Source organism: Thalassoglobus sp. (assembly GCF_048270125.1).
Lineage (GTDB): Bacteria > Planctomycetota > Planctomycetia > Planctomycetales > Planctomycetaceae > Thalassoglobus.
The window spans coordinates 296,762-319,170 of record NZ_JBLWTN010000001.1; the positions used below are offsets into that span (position 1 = coordinate 296,762).

Genomic DNA, 22,409 nt, shown 5'->3' on the forward strand with positions numbered 1-22,409 from the left:
GCAACGCGCAACTCTGGAGTCATCTCGTGCCACTCGAAACCTCAATGAAAAGTTGTTCTTTCGATCAACCTCCGAGGTCTCTCACGCGTCATATGTCAATCCAACGACTCCGAGAACAAGCATTCCAGTTCATCTTGTTCGTATGTGCTTTGCTGTCGATATTCACGACAGTCGGCATCATTTACATCCTCGTTGCAGAAAGCATTGTCGGAGTGGGGGAGAACACTGCCTACTTTGAGGAAGTCTCTCCATGGGAATTCTTTACCGGCACTGAATGGACTCCACAATTTACAGACCCACAATACGGCGTATTGCCGTTGTTGAGCGGCACGCTGTTGATCGCGGGGATCGCAGCAATTATCGGGTTGCCGATCGGTTTGGCCAGCGCTATTTATCTTAGCGAATTTGCCTCGCCTCGCACCCGAAATCTCATCAAGCCAATTTTGGAAATTTTGGCAGGGATTCCCACTGTCGTCTATGGTTACTTCGCTCTGGTCTTCGTGACCCCGTATGTACTGCGGCCAATTTTTCAGGGCTTATTGGGTATTGAAGTTGATGTCTTCAATGCTGCCAGTGCCGGAATCGTTGTGGGAATCATGATCATTCCCATGGTCTCTTCCCTTAGTGAAGACACACTGCGAGCCATTCCGCGTGGACTACGTGAAGCGGGTTATGCACTTGGATCGACGAAGTTTGACGTCTCCACGAAAATCGTTTTCCCAGCAGCTATTTCGGGGATTTTATCTTCCTTCTTGCTAGCAATTTCTCGCGCTGTGGGAGAAACAATGGCTGTCACAATAGCCGCAGGTCAAGCCCCCAACTTGACCCTGAATCCGTTTAGTAGTGTGCAAACGATGACGTCCTATATCGTGAATGTAAGTCTTGGAGATACGCCAGTGGGCAGCATGAGCTACAAAAGCCTGTACGCCATTGCTCTGACTCTTTTCTGCATGACGTTGACGATGAATTTCCTCTCCCATCTCATCATGCGACGCTTTCGCGAGGTGTATGAATGAGGCATCTCGACCAAGTCTTCACATCGAATCTGGCAGCCCGGCATCGTCTAGGACGGGTGTTTCATATCATCTGTATGCTTTCGACCTGGTTCGGAGTTGTTGTTCTTACCGTGCTTTTGGCTGGCGTCCTCTGGCAGGGAGCTGGCTGGCTAAATTGGAATTTCCTGTTTAGTTTTGACTCTCGACACCCTGAACAGGCTGGGATTCTGGCTGGTTTGTGGGGCAGCCTGTGGTTGATCCTTATCACCGTTTTGATCTCAGTACCAATCGGCGTCGGAGCAGCGTTGTACCTTGAGGAATACGCTCCGAACAACTTTCTCACACGCTTGATTCAGGTCAACCTGTCAAACCTGGCTGGCGTCCCTTCGATTGTTTATGGCATTTTGGGACTCACAGTTTTCGTGCGAATGTTTGGTCTGTTTCAGGGACAGTCAAAGATCATTGAAATCCCACTGTCTGTGGTCACGATACGGATCCCTTTACCATTAGGAAATTCCGTACTATCAGCTGCGTTGACATTAAGCTTATTAATCCTGCCGATGGTCATCGTCGCTGCTCAGGAAGCGTTGCGCGCCGTACCGTCATCAATTCGCACTGCGTCCTATGCATTAGGAGCAACACGCTGGCAAACATTACGCCATCAAGTCTTGCCAGCATCTTTGCCCGGAATTCTTACGGGAGTCATCCTTTCGATATCGCGAGCCATCGGAGAAACCGCACCGCTCGTGATGATCGGCGCACTGACATACATCGCCCTCACTCCGGGAGATATCACAAGCCCTATGGATGTCGTTCACAACCCCCAAAGTATTGTAGACGCTCCTTTCGACAGGTTTACGAGCCTTCCCATTCAAATATTCAACTGGGTTTCCTTGCCGGAAAGGGAATACCAGCATGTGGCAGCTGCCGGAATTATCGTGCTGTTAGTCGTTCTGCTCGTGCTGAACGCAACTGCAATCATCATTCGAAATCGATTTCAAAAGCGGAATCGCTGGTGATTTCTTTGATCTCTTCGCCTACCACCGCAGAACCTTCAAAAACCATGACTGCAACAAAATTCCACTCATTCTCGGAACTCGTGCGAGACCGCACAAAGACTGAGCCTTCTGATCAACTCCCCGAAGCGCCGCCTGTTCTCCCGAAGCTTGAAACACAGAATCTATCGTTCTATTACGATTCGAAACAAGTTTTGTTCGATGTCTCGATGAAAATCTCTTCAAAATCGGTGACGGCATTGATCGGTCCTTCCGGGTGTGGGAAGAGTACGTTTCTCCGTACGTTAAATCGCATGAACGACATCATTGAAGGAGCACATCACACAGGAAAAGTGCTCTTGGAAAACATCGATCTGAATGCACCAGAGATCGATGTGGTTGCGTTGCGAAAACGAATCGGGATGGTCTTTCAGAAATCAACACCCTTTCCCAAATCGATCTTTGATAATGTCGCCTTCGGTCCCAAAATCTCTGGAATTCGAAACAAAAAAGAACTGGCTGATATTGTTGAATATTCGTTAAAACAGTCGGCACTGTGGGATGAAGTCAAAGATCGGCTCAACGAATCAGCTATGGCTCTCTCGGGTGGGCAGCAGCAGAGACTATGTGTTGCTCGCACGCTCGCTACACAACCCGACGTGGTACTGATGGACGAGCCAGCTTCGGCTCTCGATCCAGCCTCAACCTCGCGGATCGAAGATCTCATCTTTGAGCTGAAGCAAAATTATACGATTGTGATCGTCACCCACAATATGCAACAGGCGGCCCGAATCAGCGACCGAACGGCGTTCTTTTACGAAGGCCATCTCGTTGAAATGGGGCGAACTCAAGAGTTGTTTACCAAGCCTCGAGAAAAGCAGACCGAAGATTATATCACCGGTCGCTTCGGTTAAGATGAACTGACTAAAGGTCGAAACAATGCCCATTCATCTCACGCGCGATCTTGACTTGCTTCACCGGAATTTACTTTCCATGTGTACCCTTGTAGAAGAGATGATCCATAAGGCGGTCGATGAATTGGTAAAACCGAGGCTTGAGTCCTCACGAGAGTTAAGTATTGAGGATGATGAAATTGATCGATGGGATGTTCAGATCGAAGAAGACTGCCTGGAAATTCTCGCACTTCATCAGCCTGTCGCCATCGATTTGCGACGAATTACAACAGTCATGAAAATTGTCAGCGAATTAGAACGCGTCGCTGATTTAGGAGTCAACATTGCTGAGAGAGCCTCTGGAGTGGTGCCCAGGCCGAATGAGTGCATCCTTGAGAAGTTGAGGGCAATGGTTCACTTAGCTCTCGACATGCTTCACCGAAGTATCGATGCCTATGTGGAACTTGACAGTGAAAAAGCTAGAAGTGTCTGCCGCGACGATGACACCGTCGATGCATGGAACAAAGGACTTATTGAAGATCTCATTGTAGTGATGCAGGAAGCACCAGAGTTAATCAAGTCGTCGATGCATCTGTTCTCCGCATCCCGGCATGTGGAGAGAGTGGCTGATCATGCCACAAACATCGCTGAGGACGTGGTGTATCTTGTTGAAGGTGAAATCATTAGACATCGTTCAGAACTAACGCTCAGGAAAAATGGCTAAGCAGACAATTTTAATTATAGAAGATGAGCAGGCCATTATTGACGTGCTCAGTTACAACCTCACCAAAGAGGGGTTCGATGTCATTACTGCGAATGACGGACAGAAAGGGCTGCGCCTTGCCGAGTCGGTACTCCCTGACCTGGTGGTTCTCGATTTAATGCTACCGGTGATTGACGGCTTGCAGGTTTGCCAGACGTTGCGTGGGCGAACGAAAACACAGGACATTCGCATCCTCATGCTAACTGCCCGCAGCGAGGAAATCGATGAGATCGTTGGCTTCAACATGGGAGCTGATGATTATGTGAGCAAGCCGTTCAAGATCAAGCCGCTGATTCACAGAATCAAAGCGTTATTGCGCCGTTCTCCCTCCAATCAGCAAAGTAAAGAGACGGTCTCCATCGAAGGAATCGAAGTCGACCGCCTGCACCATGTTGCAAAGCTCAACGGGAAAGAACTTCAGCTCACGCCAACAGAATTCGATATTCTTTGGACGCTCGCTCGACAACCTGGGCGTCCTTTTAGTCGCCTTGAACTGATGGATCGCTGTCGCGGCGAAGATGCCAATTCACTGGAACGGACAATCGACGTGCACATTCGCTCGCTGCGAATCAAACTGGGCGACCACTCAACATTTATCGACACCGTACGCGGGATTGGTTACCGCTTCCAGCTCAAGTGACTCTCGAAAAGCAGAGCATTATCAATGCTTACCGTGCCCGTGAAGGTCACTACTTTCATGATTTCATAGACTGTTCGCCACGAAGCAGAATGTACGGGCCAATATTGAATTTGCTCCAGAGAGTTGTCCTTCTCAGCGTTGGCTTCTCCGTGGTTCATTTTCCACAGATCACTGGCAACGTATTGAATCTGCTACTTCTGTGCAGATTTCAGTCCAGCGAAATAGTCTTGCCAACTCTGGTGATCGCGGCCTGACGCAATACGAAAATGGCTTTCATTGATAACAGCACCGTTGCGAATGCCTGCATAGATTCCCGCGATCACAGTTCCCATAAACTCACCAAGTTCAGCAATGCGCTCTTCACGATACTCTTCCACAGACATCGCGCGATAGCTCAAGTCAGTATCAAAGGCGGCGTTCAGGTAATCGGCCAATTGCTGCTGCGTGATCGCTTCTCCGTGCAGATTATAGGTTTGGCGATCGTGTTTTGACTCGGTTAACATGCGAGCGTAAGCATAGGCCAGTTCGGGACGAGTCGTGTAGCCGCACTTTTCATCCCGCGCACAGTTCGCAATTTCGCCACGTTCTTTGTACCTCTCTATGTACTCGACGTCGGGCTCGATGTAGAGACCGTTCCTTCCGATACTCCACAAGAGACCGCTGTTGCGAATATCTTCTTCTGTTTGGCGGTTGCTCTGAATGATCGGAGAGAATGCGGTATTTTCTGCCGCGCCCTGGACGCTGGTGTAAACAATCTTGCTCACTCCCACTTTCTTTGCTGCTTCGATCACATTGCGGTGCTGAGTGATCCTTTTCTCCGGTGCATCCATCCCGGAAACGAGGAGTAGCGTATCAATACCTTGAAGCGAAGATTCCAGTTCACTCGGAAAGTCGTAGTTGCCTGGACGGACTTCGACCTCCAGCGATTTCGCTTTGCCGGGCGTTCGAGCTAAGCCGATCACTGAGTTTTTGCCGACGATTTCGCACGTGGCTTTCACAATTTCCGATCCAAGCTGACCGCTTGCTGCTGTCACTGCAATCCGAGACATAGGACTCCTCACCGTTTTTGTTAATCAGAGTACGGCATTCTCCCTCATTGAACGCTCTGCAGGCAACCTCGCTGGCTCCATTTGGCTTGCGCTCTTCATGATGTTCGCTGGCTAAGACGGACAGAAACTGCACAAGCTTTATAAGCGGGTTGCTTAGAGTAGGGGTCGAAGACTGAGTCGGTCAGTTTATTGGTTTCCTTATAGTGCATCGGGATGAAGACTTGTTGCAGCGAGACGCTGTGGGTCAAGAAGGCCATCGCGGTCATCGATCCACGTTGTGAGGTCACTTCGACCAGGTCGTTTTCTTGAATCCCGAGGCGGCGAGCATCGGTGGGGGAGATTTCGACAAAGGGATCATTGGGGTAGAGCTTACGCAGAACCGCTGATTTACTGGTGCGTGTTTGCGTGTGCCATTGTGACGCAGAACCGCGTCCAGTGAGGAGAGTAAACGGGTAGCGGTCGGATGCTGGTTCCGAGAGCGGTCTGGGGGCTTCAAAAAGAAATTTAGCTCGCTGATCAGCGTGGTGGAATTTTCCATCAGAGAAAAGTCGACGCTCAATGGCTGGAAGTTGTTTTTCAGAAGATGTGTCATCGTCGCAATGTTCTGAACAGGGCCATTGAATGCCTCCCGCTTCATCGAGCATTTCGTAGTTGTCGATTCCGGTGATGTCGCACGGAGTCCCTCTTGTGATTTCTTTTAAGTAGTGAAAGACTGCTTCGGGCGAGGCCCAACGGTCGAACAGGTCACCACATTTCGAGCGATTGTCTTTGGTCCAATATTTGGTGATCAGTCTGAAAATATTGAAGTCTGAGAGGGCTTCTCCGGGAGCATGTCTTACTTTTTTAACCCGTCCGATTCTGCGTTCAGAGTTGATAAACGTCCCTTCTTTTTCAGCCCAGCCAGCAGCAGGCAAAACTAAATCGGCCAACCGAGCGGTCTCCGTCGAGTGGTACATGTCCTGCACAACCAGAAAGTCGAGTCGGCTGAGAATGTCGCGAGCCTGGTTTTGGTTGATCCAGGAATGAGCCGTGTTCGTGCAGACAATCCAGAGTGCTTTAATCTTGCCTTTAAGGATCCCCTCCATGATTTCGTGATATGCCAACGAATTTTTATCAGGAATATTCGACTCATTGATCTTGAGGATGTTCGCAACTTTTGTGCGATCCTCAGGATTTGTGAAGTCGTGTCCTCCGAGGAGCCCAGTGGTGTTGCTGAAGAGTCGACTCCCCATCGCATTGCATTGCCCGGTGATCGAATTTGCTCCGGTGCCCGCCTTGCCGATATTGCCAGTCATGAGCGCGAGATTGATGATCGCCTGCGCGGTGCGGACTCCCTGATGCGACTGGTTGACTCCCATTGTCCACCAGAAGGAAACTCGTTTCCCGTTATGAATCGTCTTTGCGAACTGATGAATCTGTTCGGCGGTCATCCCGGTTTCCGCAGCAACACGATCAATATTGAACTGCTGAACAAAATCCTTAAACGCTTCAAAGTGATTTGTGTGTGCGTCGATATATTCGTGATCAATCCAGTTGTTGTCGATCAGAATTTTTGCGATGCCATATAGCAGCGATAAATCAGCTTTGGGAGCGACTTGCAAGTGCTGCGTCGCATTCATTGCCGTTTCAGTTTGTCTCGGATCAACCACGATGATTTCGGGATCGTGAGGATTTCGCATCACACGTTCCCACAGGATTGGGTGAGCAAGGCACAGGTTACTCCCAATGAACACCAGCACATCCGACTCTTCGAAATCGGCGTAAGTATACGGAGGAGCATCAAAACCGAATGCTTGCTTGTATGCCACTACCGCGGTTGCCATACATTGCCGAGTGTTCCCATCTCCGTGAAGCATTCCCATCTCGAATTTGGTCAGCGTTCCGAGGTACGCCATTTCTTCGGTCACCATTTGCCCCGTACTAATGAAGGCAGCTGATTCGGGACCATGCTGATTTTGAACGGACTTCATTCTGCTGACGAACTCTTCCATCGCCCGGTGCCAGTCAACTGGCTGAAGTTTTCCGTCGGTACCACGTAATAGCGGAGTGGTTGCTCGATCAGGAGCGTCTAAAACAGTGAGTGCTTCCCATCCTTTTGGGCAAGCCATTCCTCGATTGACCGGATACTCTTTTGAAGGAGAAAGGTTGATTGCGACTCCATCTTTCAGGTGAATTTTCAATCCACATCCGGTCGAGCAGTAGCCGCAAACCATGTTCGTTGTGGCATCAGGAAGTTGAGAATTTGGAAGTTGACCAAGGCCAAATTCACTGGGTGTGCGTAGTAACTCCTGCGTCAACGGGCCTGATTTGGCATGCAATAATTTCTGCAAAGTACTGAGGTTCAATTCATTCATCGACGCGGACCTCCTGGCATTCGTGGAGCAGAGACCGCTGCGAAAAACTGATAACGTTCAGCTAATTCACCTACCAGACAAGCCAGGAAGACAAAGAAGACCATAATCATGGCTGGCAAATCATTTGAGAAAGCCTCGTTCTCGCGTGCCAGTAGAAACAGCGGCATCACGATTCCTCCCAGGACGCCAGCAGCCACGCGAAAGAACGAACTGTTGGAGAGTGGCCCAACGAGCAACAGCGCAGATCGTTTAAGTGGCGAGGTTCGATGATTCAACAAGTGAACCAATAACGATAGCTCATACGCGAGTTTTACGGACGTCACCGCAATCAGCGCTAGAGACAATGGCCTCACGATCGATTCAAACAACCGGTTTCCAATCTGATTCTGTTCTGTTCCTGCAGAGATCAACAGGACTAGCAAGGTGGTTGCAAGCCCCAGTATCAATGCGGTGAGAGTGAATTTTGTAGTGGTTTGGCGGAAGCTCCAAAACTCTCTTTTTGTAAAGACGTAGATCATGATTGAGCAGAACAGCCCCAATGCTCCGGTCGCCACTGTAAGCCACCCCAGGGTGACCATCCACGCAACTGGCAACAGATTGAACCAGACCGACGAGGCATACGTCGCTGCTGCGACAGCGAAGAGTCCGAAGGCGACAATTTCTCTCGAAAGCCAGGAATGCGTCAGTCCCAGAATCGCACGAAATGCAAACTGTGGTCGCCCCAGATGGAGGGTACTGGCACCTAATGCAAGCAAGCCTAACCCGAGGGCTAAAGCTGAATGAAAGGGACGAAACGCATCGAGTAGTTCTTCAGGCAGGTAAGATTCCAAAAGCATGCCGATGGTAAATGTTCCCACGGAAAGCTGGGTCAACACAAGCATGATAATCAGCGGCCAGTGAGGATGTTGCGGGTTGACCGAATAATAATCTGCCGGAAGCATGTTGCGGGGGTAGATTCGTTTCGTTTTGAATATCGTCGTTGGGTAAGTTAAGTGCGGTTCTGGAGCACCTGGCAGAAAAGGGTCGGCTTCTGCGTTTTCACGAACTTCGTTGACTTCCACAAGTTTGATGGCAATTGCTTCATGCGGACAAGCCTGGACGCAGGCAGGGGCCTCACCGATCGAGAGCCGGTCGGTGCACATATCGCACTTGCGAACAATCCCTTTGCTCGCCTGATATTTCGGGACATCATAAGGGCAAGCCAACGTGCAATACTGGCATCCAAAACATTGATCATCGAGATGACGCACAATGCCGGTGGTTTCATCTTTCTCGTATGCATTGACCGGGCAAGCAATCATGCAGGCCGGCTCCAGGCAGTGATGGCAAGCTGTGGTGACATGCTGCATTACCGGGTTGGTCCGCGTCCCTCCAATGAGCAGCCCGACATCGCGCCAGGTCTCTTCTTCGTCCAACCCATTCAAAGAATGACAAGCAACTACGCAAGATTTACATCCCGAGCAGCTATCGAGATCAACTTCAAACGCGTACTGCTGTCCGGGTTGAGGGGGTGTCGCAGGGAGTAGTTTAGAATAATGTTGCGATTCTGTCTGACAGGTGGAATGGGGTTTCGAGAACTCTTCGACAGCCGTCAGCTCATGTTGCTCATGCAGCAACTCTGCCAAGAATCGATCCGCAAAATCTCTTTGCGATTCCGGTTCGTTAACAGGTTGTTGTATTGGTTTGTGCAGCGTTTCCATGCGTTCGCTCAAACCGTCACAGCTTTGGGAGATTTATTAAACTGTTCGGTGTGGATATGAGAGCCGTCAACTCCTTGGCTTACAAGCTGGGCTCGTAGAGCATCCATAAACTCATTCGGTCCACACAGAAAGTACCGTGAACCTTTGATATCACTCACATGTTCCTGCACATATTTCATGTCGAGACGACCAGCCGCACCCGGCCAACTCTGGTCAGGTTGAGAGAGCGTCACAAAGTAGCGGAACCAGTCTGTTTGCTCCTGAAGTTCCTGACATTCCTGATGAAAGATGATATCTGCTGAGGTTCTCGCCCCGAATAAAAACGTGACAGGACGATTCAAGTTGGAATCCCGAATCAAACGGGAAATCGACATCATGGGGGTGATACCGCTTCCAGCTGAGATCAGGACTAATGGTTGTGAGTGATTGTCGGGATCAAAGAAATAAGCTCCCTGTGCTCCTTTCAAGCGGAGTTCGCTGCCCGGTTGAAGCGAAGAAAACATTTCCTGAGTCAGTTGTCCTGTCGGATTCAGCTTGATTGTTAAGTCAAGCGTCTCTGGTTTTGAAGGTGACGAACTGATTGTGAAGCTTCGCCACACATCCTCCCCATCGACTCTCTGGCAAACCTTGGCAAACTTGCCGGGGAAGTCAAACGGGATTTTTCCTTCCGAATTGTCCAGACGAAAAGTTTTGACATCTGGAGTTTCCTGGACAATCTCTTTGATGCAAAGGGTAGCCTCGACCGGTCGGACTGCTTTCCTTGAGGCACCTGTTGTTGCCCCCGCTCGTGCAGCTGCCAGGATGTCGGCAGTTGAGTTCGCTTGAGGTGCCAGCTCGGATGCAGAACCCTCTACTGAAGGGAGAATATAAACTCGCTCATCTTCAATTAGAGACTCATAAGTTGTAACGGCATGCCCGACAGGCTCAAGACTGCATCCGGAACAGACATTGAACGTCCAGTCATGCCAGGGACAACTGACAACACCATCTTTGAATTCACCATCTGCCAGCGACGCTCCTTCGTGAGGGCAAGCAGAATCAATGCAGCGAATTCCGCCTTCATGCCGAAAGAGTGCATACTCATGTCCCTGCACCTGAACCGTGAGTCCATTTTTCTCAGGGATGTCTTCCATCTTGGCTGCGAAAACAAAACCGTCATCCCTCACAGCCGGTTGTTCAGAGTCTTTTGAGTCTGGTTGATCCTGCGAGTCGCTTTCATACTCGATACGTGCGAACAAACGTCGCAATCCCGCGCAACTTGGGCAGAAGACTGGAGGGTCTTCACCTTGATGTTCATGTTCACACCCTTCACAAATCCAGGTGGGGACCACGTAGTCATCATCTCCCACTTTGGCAGCTTCGGCAGCTTGTAAACGTTCTCGCCAGAAGCTGCTGAAAGTTTGCCCCGGCTTGTGCCTTAGATAATATTCGTCGGTCACTTCCTCAATCACGTTTGGAAGCTGATCCACATCAACGCCGAGTCGATACGGCAGTCCCATGTGTACCTGTCCCGCCAGTCCACCGCCGAGAAAGAGATCAAAGCCTTCTTTGGTGCCGACCAATCTCCGAACGCGAACTCCCTTCAGGCCAATGTCAGCCGTGAAGTGTTGTGCGCAACTCGATGGACATCCGCTCATATGAATTCGAATGCCATGCAGCTTGAGAGCACGTTTGCGTAGCTTCTCAATCAGTTGGAACATGTGCCCTTTGGTTTCCGTCACGGCGATATTGCAGAATTGACTTCCCGTGCAGGCCATGGTGTTCAATTCAAATTCATCCGCATGAACACTTAAACCGAGAGCAGCCGCGTCGGTGGCTGCCGCTCCGCGAAAGCCGTTGGGGATATTGATGACCGCAATGCCTTGCTCTTGCGTCGTGCGAAGTTGACCGTCTCCCCACTTCTTGCTGAGAAGCGAAAGGCCTTCCAGCTGCTTCCAGGTCATTCTCCCCAATGGAACGGAAAGCCCCATTGTCCAGAGTTTGGGATTGCTCTGCCGAATCCAGCCAACAAATTCTTCAGGAACCGCTGTCGGGATTGGCTCGCTGATCGACGGTTGCATTCGGAAAGGGAGTTTTTCTTCCAGCCAATCAATGACACCAGCGATGCCGATCTCTTCAATCAGAAATCGTAATCGGGCTTTGTTGCGTTTTTCTCGAGTTCCTTTATCGCGAAAGAGTTGAATAATGGCTTCGGTCAGCGGAACAACTTGATCAGGATATAAAAAGACTGGAAGGTGCCAGGCCAGTCGCGGGTTTTGTCCTTGAGTCCCTCCCAATAAGACCTGGAATCCGACTTCCCCTTCATCATCACGGGTCGCCATAAAACTCAAGTCTTGAGTCCAGTAATGTGCTGGATGATCTTCAGTTCCGCTGAAACAGATATTCAATTTTCGCGGCAAGTCGGAATAGTCACGACTGTCGATGTAAATTGCATCGACATCTTTGCATAGCTGTCGAGTGTCAATGATCTCTTCTGTAAGTAGTCCACTGAACGGATGCCCGAAGACATTGCGAATGTTGTCGTGCCCCGTCTGTTTCGAGTTCAAGCCGACTCGCTCTAAACGCTTTTTCACATCAGGAAGGTGTGAAATTTCCAAACCCTGAATCTGCAGGTTCGCACGAGTGGTGACATCGACAATCCCATGCCCATACTCGTATGCCATGAGTGCGATTTCTCGCGCCTGTGCAGCAGTGAGTTCGTTGGCGGTAACACGAATCCGGTTCATGTATCGACCCGGTTTGTCCCGTTTTCGATAAAAGAATCCGTGCCATTTCATCCGTTCGAGATCGGCAGACTCCACATCGCTCATTTTCGTTTGAGCGTCAGCGTAGCGTTCGACGTCGGACCAGACGTCAAGCGGGTGCTTGTCTGCTTTCCAGACTTCAATTGGATTAGCCATGAGCGCGACTTGTTTAGACTAGGTACGTGTCGGATTGATCCTGAAACCGGAGTTCCTTTCTCAATCACAGAGAAAGGAAATACTCCACAAGTTTCCGGAATGGTTCAAAAAGAAGACTGCCGAGCACCAAAGAGCCTGATGGTCATTGGTGAATTCTGAATTCAACTGCTTATGCGGGTTCCAGTCCCAAGGCTTCCTCTGCTTCTCTGCTCGCATCAAACTCTGTTGCAGGACTGAATGTCACCGCGAAGCTGAGGAACGAAGTCAATGTGACCAAAGCCCCCATGATGAACAGGGCGGTTGGCCAAGTGATTGCTTCCGACTTGAACAAAAAACCGGCCGCGACAGCTCCGGCGTTTCCTCCAGCTCCCACAATGCCTGCGACCGAGCCCAATGCACGTTTGTTGATGAACGGAACCACTGAAAAAGTTGCTCCTTCAGACATTTGGACAAATAAACTGAAGACCAACAGGGAGGGGATTGCCAGGACCAGAACATTCATTTGCGAGAACAGCATCAGAGCCAGGCCTTCGCAGAACAGGACAACGAACAGCCACTTCACGCGACCAGACAGGCCCCATTTCTCGCCGAACTTGTCGCCGAAGGCTCCGCCTAATGTGCGGGCAAAGAGATTCATTAATCCGAACAGGCTCGCAATCAAACCGACTGCTCCAATCGCTTTCGTAGAGTCCATTTCCTGAAAGTAGGCGAAGTAATCGATGAAGTAGAGTGCTGCAACATTGTTGATCGTCAACTCGATTCCAAAGCAGGCCCCATAAATCAAGAACAATGCCCATACTCGAAAATCTTTACAGGCCTCGAGAAACGTACCACTCACAGCTGCTTTTGATTCCATCTTGCCAGCAGCACGTAACTCTTTGAAGTTCCCATCCGGGGTGTCTTGTGTCAGGAAGAAGTAGGCAACTCCGGTCAATGCGCACACAGCACCAGCTACCATCATCGATGCTCTCCAGCCCAGTGATTCGCTGAAGCCAAAGAGAGTGACAAACATTCCAAAGATCAACGGCATGACAAGCTGAGTCACCCCGCCACCCATATTTCCCCATCCAGCGGAGGTCGCATTCGCTGTCCCTACACAGTTGGGGGCGAACATGATCGAAGTGTGATATTGAGTGATCACGAACGATGCTCCGATCACGCCGATCAGTACGCGAAAGATCAAGAAGCTGGTAAAGTTGTCCGCAAAACCAATCGCCATGACTGGAATCGAACCGACTATTAACAACCAAGTATAAGCGATGCGAGGACCGACTCGATCACACCACCAACCGACAAATAAACGTGCAAGGACAGTGATTGACACTGACCCGATAATGCACCAGCCGATCTGGTTTTTCGTAAGGTCCATCTCGGCGCGGACCACCTTCATCAGAGGTGCAATTCCGAACCAGGCAAAGAAGCAAAGAAAGAACGCGAACCACGACATATGGAACGCCCGCATTTGAGGAGACCAGATATCAAATAGCTGAATTTTTGTCGCTTTATTTGAACTTGTCATGGCACTGCTGAAACTTATTGAAAAAGAAGTACGCGTCCTGCCTCAAGACTTCGACTGATTCACCACACGAAAAAATCTTCACGGACGCCAGAAACACGAAGGTGATCCAGTCGCACGTCCATACGCGCAGAACGCGAGCGCAGTTGGTATCAACGATTTCTTTGAGGGGCTTCGATCGAGCGATTTAGAAATCAACATTTGGATTCAATTAACGCTCGATGATTCAGCTTCAGTGCAAAAGCAACAGCTGTGCCGGTTCTCTCGAAATTCACGAACCTCCCACTCTGTGACAGAGCGAGAACCGGGCGATTTCATGGATCATTTTTCGAATGAATGTTCCATCTCTGACTCGTGTCGCGCAACAATCTCACTCGATCGCTTTGGCGTTCGCCAATCTTATAGAAAGTGATTTTCATGTGGAAAATCGCTCATGCCCACGACACTTCATGCGTGCTTCTTTTCAGCTGAGTGCTTATTAAACGCGTACAACATAGTCACGCGATAGAGCAAACTGCACGAGCCATAAAAAGTAGATCCCCTCACTTAAACAATCTATAAAATTTGTCGTGTGAAATTGATCCACAAGATCACATCAGAACCTACCGGTTGATGATTCGAAGCACAAATGCCCGTTTTTTCAGCAGAGCATAAACTTTCACGCGCACTTGACTCTGATGAGACAAACTCTGAAGTGCCAAGTTTCGACGAGCAAGCGAAACTTTTCACGAATAAGTGAGGTTGCTGGTGCAGTTCGATCAAGAGGGGAGGGGAGAGCGGCGTCTGAAGAACGCGGACTTCACAGGTCACAAAATAGGACATCGACGAGGGATCGTGTCACAATTTTTGTTGAGACATTCCGCCATTCGCGAGAATGGTATCTGAATAATTGATTCCAGCTATAATCAGCGGAACCATGCCAATCCTTTTATGGAGTCGATAATGAACCTGAAACTGATTGCTGTTTTCTCGCTGCTGGTATTGTTGCCGGGCACTGCCTGCTTTGCTCAAAAACTCACAAAAGATATCCCGTACATTGAGAACGGTCATGAGCGTCACGTCCTCGATATCTACACGCCGGAAGCCTCTGCAAAATCTCCACTCCCTGTGATGTTCTGGATTCATGGAGGTGGCTGGCAGACCGGAGACAAGAGCAGAGTCGGGCTTAAACCGAAGGTATTGGTCGACCGCGGGTTCATCTTCGTCTCCACGAATCATCGTTTACTCCCGGAAGTGACAATGGATGAACTGATCCGTGATGTCGCCAAATCTCTGGCTTGGGTGCATGAGAACATCGCAAAGTACGGTGGCGACCCGAATCAAATTTACGTTGGAGGTCACTCATCCGGAGCTCAGCTGGCAGCTTTGATCTGCATTGACGATCGTTATCTTAAAGAGCAAGGAGTTTCTCTGAACGTACTGAAAGGATGTGTCCCCGTTGATGGAGATACTTACGACATTCCCAAAATCATCATGACCGCTGAATTTCGGCAGATGCTTTACGGTGGGAAGATGTTCACGTTTGGGCATCGTCAGAAATTTGGCAACGATCCAGAGAAACATGTCGACTTCTCAGCAGTGACACACGTTGCCAAAGGGAAAAGCATCCCTCCGTTTCTCATCTTATACTTCTCGGGGAATCCAGAAACCCGGGCCCAGGCGAACCGCTTGGGAGAAGTTCTTAAGGAATCCGATATCCCCGTTCAAATCTATGGTAAACGAGACTCTAACCACAGCGACTTGAACAATGATTTAGGGAAGCCAGACGACCCAGCGACGCAGGAATTTTTCAAGTTCCTGGACAGGCAAACGAAGAAGCCCTGATCATTCTGCATTTCGATACAACCTTGAACCTTTGCCAGTATCGTTCCCCCGGGTGGAACACTCCGAATGATACTGGCGGGGTGAAAGGTTTTGCAGGTGTCGAATAACGGACTCAAAAACATGGTCATTTCGGGACACCCGTTCAACTCTGATCGCCCGTTCTGAAATTCAAGAATATTTTTCAAGATCTGATTCCATCCAGATCGATCGACGATACAATATGCGATGTTGCAACTGGATCGTTGCAAACGCTCAAGGCGAGAGCAGTCACCCATGGAGACTTGCAGCAGCTAACAGTGTGTGACACTTGGGCTCGATCACAGGAGTCGCTTTTCAGGGAATGGAAGGATTCGATCATTCTTGAATGGCTCCCTGCCTCTCACCTTGTTGTTGGATAGCCTCAGCGCGAATGAACCAGTTCAGCTTTCGCATTTCTTCCCAACCCGATGACGCAACCTGTGGTCCGACTTGCCTGCAAGCCGTCTATCGACATTTTCGGGACAACATCTCTCTAGATGACGTGATCCAACAGACTGGCGGTCTGGAAGAGGGAGGCACGTTAGGAGTCTTTCTGGGCTGCCATGCCTTGCAGCGCGGCTATCGTGCCCGAATCTACACTTACAATCTCCAGGTCTTTGATCCCACTTGGTTCGACAAAAAGAAAGTCGATCTGAAGGAACGACTCTCCGCCCAGATCGAAGCTAAAGATTCACCCAAATTACAGGCTGCTTCCCGTTCCTACATCAACTTTCTAGATCTGGGTGGGGAAATTCGGATGGAGGTTTTAAGTGTTGAATTGATTCGCAGATATTTAAAACGCAACATCCCAATCCTTACCGGATTGAGTGCGACATTTCTGTACGGAGAAGCCCGGGAGATCCAACTTGCAGAACCGGTTAACGGGATCAGCAGTGTGATCGATGATATCCGAGGTTTCCCGGCAGGACACTTCGTTGTTCTCTGTGGTTACGACTCTAAACGGCGGACGGTCCTTGTCGCTGATCCGCTCGACCCAAATCCTATTGCCCGAGATCACCAGTACGCTGTTGACATTGATCGCGTCTTCTCAGCCATCATGCTGGGAATAGTGACTTACGATGCCAACTTGCTCGTTATCCGGCCAAACAATCATAAAAGTGAGTTCACGAATGCCGACACTGATCGTGAGTGACTCCACAAAAGACTGGGAGCTTGAAATTCCCGAGGTCGAAAAGGTGGAAGCTTGGCGCTATCTCACCGATCCCGAATTCGCTAATCGAAGGAATGTGCGTCTGTACAATTTATGCCGCTCGATGAAGTACCAGAGCACTGGCTACTACGTTTCTCTGTTAGCTGAAGCTCGGGGGCATAAACCACTTCCAGGAGTGATCGCGCTGCAAGATCTGAAGTCGCCTGCCATGCTCCGGTTTGTCGGAGACGAACTCGACGAGTTAATTCAAAAATCACTCGAGCCACTCCATTCCGACCAGTTTGAGTTAAGCGTTTATTTTGGCTGCAATATGGCGAAACGTTATGAGCGACTCGCCCGCCATCTGTTCAACATGGTTCCAATTCCATTACTGCGATTTCGTTTTGTGAAAAACAAGACCTGGCAGATACGGAGTGTCAAAGCGTTGGGAACGAATGACCTCACCGAAGGTCACCACGAGTTTGTGACCGAAGCTGCTTTGAAACATTTCACAAAATCTTTCAGGTCACGTCCTAAGACAAAGCGATTGCGGTTCGATCTGGCGATTCTGCACGATCCTAACGAAGGAGCCAATTCCCCCTCCAACGAAGGCGCGCTGAAGAAATTTGTCAAAGCTGCTGAGTCGGTCGGTCTGTCGGCAGATCTGATCACCAAAGACGATTCAGGCAGTTTACTGGAGTACGATGGGCTGTTCATTCGTCAAACAACTGCGGTCAACCATTTCACATATCGACTCGCCCGGCGAGCTGCCAGTGAGGGGCTGGTCGTGATAGATGATCCAGTTTCTATTGCGCGATGCACCAACAAAGTCTATCTCGCGGAGCTGATGACGTATCATAAAATTCCTACTCCCCAAACCTTGGTCGTTCACCGTGACAACATGCACGAAATTGGTCCCACGCTCGGGTTCCCGTGCGTCTTAAAGAAACCAGATAGTGCCTTCTCACAAGGGGTCGTCAAGGTAAAAAATCAGAAGGAGCTTGAAGAGCGACTGCAAGAATTCCTCACGGAGTCCGAGTTAATTGTTGCGCAACAATTTTTGCCGACGACTTTTGACTGGCGGATTGGCGTGCTCGATCAGCGTGCCATCTTTGCGTGTCAATACTATATGGCCCCTGGACACTGGCAAATCATCCAGCAGGAGAAAGATGGACGTGGTCGGTACGGGAAGTCGAAAACCATTCCCGTCGAACTGGCGCCCCGCAAGGCAGTGCAAATGGCAATCAAGGCTGCCAACTTGATTGGAGATGGTTTGTACGGTGTCGACGTGAAAGAATCGGACGGAAAGTTCACTTTGATCGAAGTGAACGACAACCCAAACATCGATTCCGGTTGTGAAGACGAAATCCTGCGAGACGAACTCTATCGCAAGATTATGGAGTCGTTCCTGAAACGGATTGAGCAAAAGAAATCCGCGATTCACTAAGCCATTTCACACGCCAAGTACCTTCCTCCCCAGCCGGTCACCCACTTTTAGGTTTCTGATTTTCACATGGTCAATTCAACTCCTTATCACCTCTTCGATGTTGTCGGAATTGAACTGGAGTACATGATTGTCGACGCCAGCACCCTCGACGTACGTCCAATCTCGCATCATCTGTTAAAGGATGCACAGAACGAACCAGTCTCCGAAATTGAGCATGGGCGCACAGCGTGGTCAAATGAGTTGACGCACCATGTCATCGAACTCAAAACGAACGGCCCACGAGCCAGTTTGGCTGGTCTGGCGGAAGATTTTCAGTTGCAAATCCAGGTCATCAACAAGCAACTCGCAACCGACGGAGCACGACTTCTGCCGACAGCCATGCACCCTTGGATGAACCCTGACCGCGAAATGCAGCTATGGCCGTACGATTACAGCCCAGTTTATGAGGCGTTCCACAAGGTCTTCGATTGTCGCGGACATGGCTGGGCTAATCTTCAAAGCATGCACATTAATCTTCCCTTCTGCGGAGATGAAGAATTTGCTCGCCTCCATGCTGCTATCCGCCTGGTGTTACCTATCCTTCCGGGACTCGCAGCCAGCTCTCCATGGATTGAAGGAAAGTTTTCAGGAGTCTTGGATAAGCGTCTGGATGTCTATGCGAACAATTCTCGTAAGATTCCTTCTGTTGCTGGAAGAGTGATTCCTGAAGCGGTCTTTTCGAGACAAGAGTACGATCAACAAATTTTTCAACCGATGTTCGCTGAGATTGCTCCATTCGATCCAGATGGATTTCTTCAGGATGAATTTCTCAATTCACGTGGTGCCATCGCCCGCTTTGAGCGGGGAGCGATTGAGATCCGTGTGATCGATGTACAGGAATGCCCGTTGGCCGATGTTGCCATTGCGGCGCTGACTATTGCCGTCGTGAAAAAGCTGGTTGCAGAAGACTGGTCTCCTCTACTCGCTCAGAAAAGAATGGATGTGGAAACGTTACGAAGCCTCTTTGATGCCACGATTCAAACCGCCGAGCAGACAGCCTTAAGTGATGCAGGTTATCTGGATCTGTTCGGGATTCAACTTCCATCAATCACAGTCGGGGAACTTTGGCGAACGCTGTTCGATCAAGTGAAAGAAGAGATTCGAACCGTCGCTCCCGAACTCATTTCTCCGATGGAATTCATCCTGAGCCACGGAAGTTTAGCCCGCAGAATGACTTCCATTTATGGTGAGAATTTAAGTCGGAATGAATTGCACGCGATCTATGAACTCCTGGCGAACTGTCTCGAAGGGGGACAATTGCTGGGAGCCAAAGAATGAGTCTCATACAGACTCCACCTTCCAGGCAGTTTCTGCTGACTTGCGAACATGGTGGCAACGAGATTCCATCACAGTATCAGCGACTCTTTCACGCAGCGGGTGAGGTTCTGCAAACTCATCAAGGCTGGGACATTGGTGCCTTGAATCTTTCACGAGAACTTCAACATGCTTTGCAGGCTCCTCTCATCTTCTCCACAACTAGCCGACTGCTGATCGACCTCAATCGCAGCCTGAGCAATCCAGAGTTGCTCTCGTCGTATTCAAGAGCTTTAAGCGAAGAAGAGCGAAACAGGCTCATCGCCAGCGAATACACACCCTTTCGCAATCAGGTGTTACAGCATATTCAAAGTCTTCCGGGGTCGGTGCAAATCGTCCATGTATCTGTCCACAGTTTCACGCCGGTGCTCAATGGAGTGATTCGCGACACCGATGTCGGCATTCTTTTTGATCCAAGCAGACCGGCCGAATCACAGCTAAGCCAGCAATGGTTGCAGGAAATTCAGAATGAACTTCCCGGTTTTCAGATTCAATTGAACCGACCGTACCTGGGAACGGACGACGGCTTCACGACCACTCTGAGGACTCGATTTCCAGAAATGCGTTACGTTGGCATCGAACTGGAAGTGAATCAGAAGTATTTAGTAAACCCAGATTTCGCCAACACGATTGCTAAACATCTTGTCCAGTCGACACGCAGGCTTCTGAACTTCCCCAGAGAAAAACAGTGACAGCGAATCCAGACGAAATGCCTGCTGTAAATGGCTTGGTTCAGCAAAGAAACAGATTGAGCGGACTTCTTAGAGCAGTTTGCTCTATCGTGTGCTCGTGAAGAACGCATTTCGCTAGAACCAGTCCGAAAACCTCTGGAATAGATGCTTTCCTCAACGTTTGAGAGAGCAATTTCAAGTTTCAGGATCAGTTCTAGTAAAAATACTGTTCACCACGAGGCAGAACCTGCAAGCCAATTCGAAAGGTGCTCTAGCTCACGACGACATGCTTAATGGGCAATCCTCTGTGAGCCAGAGTCCAGGCGACGCTTTGAAAAACGACTTTAAAGCTTGTGATGGATCCCCAGCGTTTTTCCGCCGCCGACTCGATAATGCATGTCGACAAACCGGTTGCGTTTTTCCCTGAGCGTCGTGTGTTCGTCCAGTTTGGGCGAAGGAGTTTGTAACAACTGCTGCATGTAAATGGGTGATGCAAATCCTGTTTGCAAGCCGACTGAGAGGAATCGGTTGATATCGTAGGAACCTTCCGTCCACATGGCGTCTTTACCGACAACGCCACCCTGATGCCAGCGTGTCGCCACAGAGACTGATTCCTCGGACAGGTTATCAATCGCATGCCACCACCATGGAGGGTTAAGCAGCACGTCACCTTTTTCCAGTACGACGCTGTAAACCGGGCAGTGCTCGAAAAGCGGATAGGCCTCTTTGTTGTATCGATCAGGAAAAGAACAGTGAGACATACTTGCAAGTTGCCCCATACTCATTACCGGATACAGCAGCAGACTGTGAGTCGGGTCCACGAAATACCATCGCTTACGTCCCTCCAGCATGTAAAACCAGTTCCAGACCGCTGCGCAGTGAAAAGGTGTCCCTGTTCCTTTTCTGCCGATAAATAGCTGACTGTAAGCAGGCTGCATCCCGTCTGACAGAGCGGCAAGACGATCGAACTCCAACCCTTCCAGGAGATGTGGATGTCTCTGAAACAGAAATTCACTGTTGTGACAGTAAACATTTGGGTCCCGAACCTGAGACAGCTTTCCCTCGAATCCGTCCTTTTCCTTGGTCGTCAACAGCACCTGTTCTTCACCGTACTTGGCCAAGATCGATTCAAAACTCCATTTCTCTAATTCTTTCTCATCATTCAGGAAAGAACGCAACACCACTGGAAATGGGCGTTGAATGTAGTTTTTCACGAACTCATCGGGATCATCCACCGACTGGAATTCGGGGACTGGCAAAGGTAAAGGCTTGGGGTGTCCGCGATACGATCGAAGTGCCTGACGTTCAAGCGGCCAGAAGAAAAGATGTGTTGCGTGGTACAAACCTGAGAGATAATAAAACGGAAACAACAACCAATGCTGCTGGAAAAATGCAGCAAATGCCCACAGGATTTTGATCAGCAGGTAGTTCACAGACCCTAGCCGGAGTCCATTGTGGGTGGCGACATCGGTCCTTTCGTGCTGGGCCGATATGTCTCGATAGATAAACGGTTTCAGGTAGAAGAATGTTAAAAAAAGATGTTTGAGTCGAACGCGCACATGTAGAATGGTCGCTTTCAACGGGCTGCGTGATTCCATGCCGTAGTTTTCATGCTCTTTAAAATGCACTCGGTCAGTAGCGTTTGCTCGAACGGATCAATGTTCGAAAATCGACCGAATTTCTAAGATGGACTGGTTCCGACCGGATCGACAGTCAGTTGAATCGATGATACGCGGAACGCGCCTCTCGTTACAACGCCAGTACGACTGTAGAACCGCCCAATCGAGAAACTGCTATGCGTCTTTAAACACTTGATTACTTCAAAGAAGTAGAAGTTCAGTAAGAAGGCGTGAGCATTCAACAGCGAAGTTGTGGAACAAGCCACATGAACTTCGACAATGACTTCGTGTCCAACTCAAGTGCCATGCTGAGTTTATCATCATGAGGTAGGGACACCTCCTCTCTGCCCAGGCTGGCATGATCCGAGTGGCGACTCATTTTAAGTTCACGACGAGTTGATCACGCACATCAACATCGGCATTTTAGAACTGACCCTGAAACTTGAACTTGCTCTCTCGAACGTTGAGAAAAGCGGCTATTCCAGAGGTTTTCGGACTGGCTCTAAAAATGACATCTCAAAA

Annotated in this window: 16 protein-coding genes; 10 read left to right on the forward strand and 6 right to left on the reverse strand. The window is 49.6% G+C overall.

What is annotated here, in order from left to right; all coding sequences use genetic code 11:
* Nucleotides 1-92: 92 nt before the first annotated feature.
* From pstC to ACN0YR_RS01105, 5 genes are read left to right on the forward strand one after another with little or no spacing between them, the layout of a single operon-like run.
* Nucleotides 93-1,016, forward strand: coding sequence for a phosphate ABC transporter permease subunit PstC (pstC, locus tag ACN0YR_RS01085; RefSeq protein ID WP_417847352.1), 924 nt, complete (start codon nt 93-95; stop codon nt 1,014-1,016).
* Nucleotides 1,013-2,014 carry a phosphate ABC transporter permease PstA gene (gene pstA, locus ACN0YR_RS01090; protein WP_417847353.1) on the forward strand — a complete coding sequence of 334 codons (1,002 nt, stop codon included), beginning with the start codon at nt 1,013-1,015 and terminating at the stop codon, nt 2,012-2,014. Before pstC ends, pstA begins: the two co-directional genes overlap by 4 nt.
* A gap of 44 nt (nt 2,015-2,058) precedes the next feature.
* Nucleotides 2,059-2,904, forward strand: a complete 846-nt coding sequence (gene pstB, locus ACN0YR_RS01095; RefSeq protein ID WP_417847354.1) for a phosphate ABC transporter ATP-binding protein PstB — start codon at nt 2,059-2,061, stop codon at nt 2,902-2,904.
* 25 nt (nt 2,905-2,929) lie between these two features.
* A complete protein-coding gene (phoU, locus tag ACN0YR_RS01100; RefSeq protein ID WP_417847355.1) occupies nt 2,930-3,607 on the forward strand; it encodes a phosphate signaling complex protein PhoU in 678 nt (225 codons plus the stop codon).
* A complete protein-coding gene (locus tag ACN0YR_RS01105; protein ID WP_417847356.1) occupies nt 3,600-4,286 on the forward strand; it encodes a response regulator in 687 nt (228 codons plus the stop codon). The genes phoU and ACN0YR_RS01105 overlap by 8 nt, the downstream gene beginning before the upstream one ends.
* Before the next feature lie 191 nt (nt 4,287-4,477).
* Here the strand turns inward: ACN0YR_RS01105 and ACN0YR_RS01110 are convergent, their stop codons facing one another.
* The 5 genes from ACN0YR_RS01110 to ACN0YR_RS01130 all read right to left on the reverse strand — a co-directional run bounded on the left by ACN0YR_RS01110 (nt 4,478) and on the right by ACN0YR_RS01130 (nt 13,808).
* Nucleotides 4,478-5,335: an SDR family oxidoreductase gene (locus ACN0YR_RS01110; protein WP_417847357.1), complete on the reverse strand. Its 858-nt coding sequence runs from the start codon at nt 5,333-5,335 to the stop codon at nt 4,478-4,480.
* A gap of 95 nt (nt 5,336-5,430) precedes the next feature.
* Entirely contained in the window at nt 5,431-7,689 is a 2,259-nt protein-coding gene (locus tag ACN0YR_RS01115; protein ID WP_417847358.1) for a molybdopterin oxidoreductase family protein, read from the reverse strand.
* Nucleotides 7,686-9,389: a DmsC/YnfH family molybdoenzyme membrane anchor subunit gene (locus ACN0YR_RS01120; RefSeq protein WP_417847359.1), complete on the reverse strand. Its 1,704-nt coding sequence runs from the start codon at nt 9,387-9,389 to the stop codon at nt 7,686-7,688. The genes ACN0YR_RS01115 and ACN0YR_RS01120 overlap by 4 nt, the downstream gene beginning before the upstream one ends.
* Nucleotides 9,390-9,397: 8 nt before the next feature.
* A complete protein-coding gene (locus tag ACN0YR_RS01125; RefSeq protein ID WP_417847360.1) occupies nt 9,398-12,289 on the reverse strand; it encodes a Rieske 2Fe-2S domain-containing protein in 2,892 nt (963 codons plus the stop codon).
* A 169-nt stretch (nt 12,290-12,458) separates the two neighbouring features.
* The gene (locus ACN0YR_RS01130) at nt 12,459-13,808 is read right to left on the reverse strand and encodes an MFS transporter (protein ID WP_417847361.1); all 1,350 of its coding nucleotides are present in this window, start codon (nt 13,806-13,808) and stop codon (nt 12,459-12,461) included.
* Between the two features lie 939 nt (nt 13,809-14,747).
* Here ACN0YR_RS01130 and ACN0YR_RS01135 point away from each other — a divergent pair.
* The 5 genes from ACN0YR_RS01135 to ACN0YR_RS01155 all read left to right on the forward strand — a co-directional run bounded on the left by ACN0YR_RS01135 (nt 14,748) and on the right by ACN0YR_RS01155 (nt 20,289).
* Complete coding sequence (locus ACN0YR_RS01135; RefSeq protein ID WP_417847362.1) at nt 14,748-15,629, forward strand: alpha/beta hydrolase; 882 nt, start codon at nt 14,748-14,750, stop codon at nt 15,627-15,629.
* A gap of 409 nt (nt 15,630-16,038) precedes the next feature.
* Nucleotides 16,039-16,800, forward strand: a complete 762-nt coding sequence (locus tag ACN0YR_RS01140; protein WP_417847363.1) for a C39 family peptidase — start codon at nt 16,039-16,041, stop codon at nt 16,798-16,800.
* Nucleotides 16,778-18,244: a RimK family protein gene (locus tag ACN0YR_RS01145; protein WP_417847364.1), complete on the forward strand. Its 1,467-nt coding sequence runs from the start codon at nt 16,778-16,780 to the stop codon at nt 18,242-18,244. Before ACN0YR_RS01140 ends, ACN0YR_RS01145 begins: the two co-directional genes overlap by 23 nt.
* A 66-nt stretch (nt 18,245-18,310) precedes the next feature.
* Nucleotides 18,311-19,561 carry a carboxylate-amine ligase gene (locus ACN0YR_RS01150; RefSeq protein WP_417847365.1) on the forward strand — a complete coding sequence of 417 codons (1,251 nt, stop codon included), beginning with the start codon at nt 18,311-18,313 and terminating at the stop codon, nt 19,559-19,561.
* A complete protein-coding gene (locus ACN0YR_RS01155) occupies nt 19,558-20,289 on the forward strand; it encodes an N-formylglutamate amidohydrolase (RefSeq protein WP_417847366.1) in 732 nt (243 codons plus the stop codon). Before ACN0YR_RS01150 ends, ACN0YR_RS01155 begins: the two co-directional genes overlap by 4 nt.
* A gap of 323 nt (nt 20,290-20,612) precedes the next feature.
* On the opposite strand, the gene ACN0YR_RS01160 is transcribed toward ACN0YR_RS01155, so the two are convergent.
* On the reverse strand, nt 20,613-21,866 hold the full coding sequence (locus ACN0YR_RS01160; RefSeq protein WP_417847367.1) for a cupin-like domain-containing protein: 1,254 nt from the start codon (nt 21,864-21,866) through the stop codon (nt 20,613-20,615).
* Between the last annotated feature and the right edge of the window lie 543 nt (nt 21,867-22,409).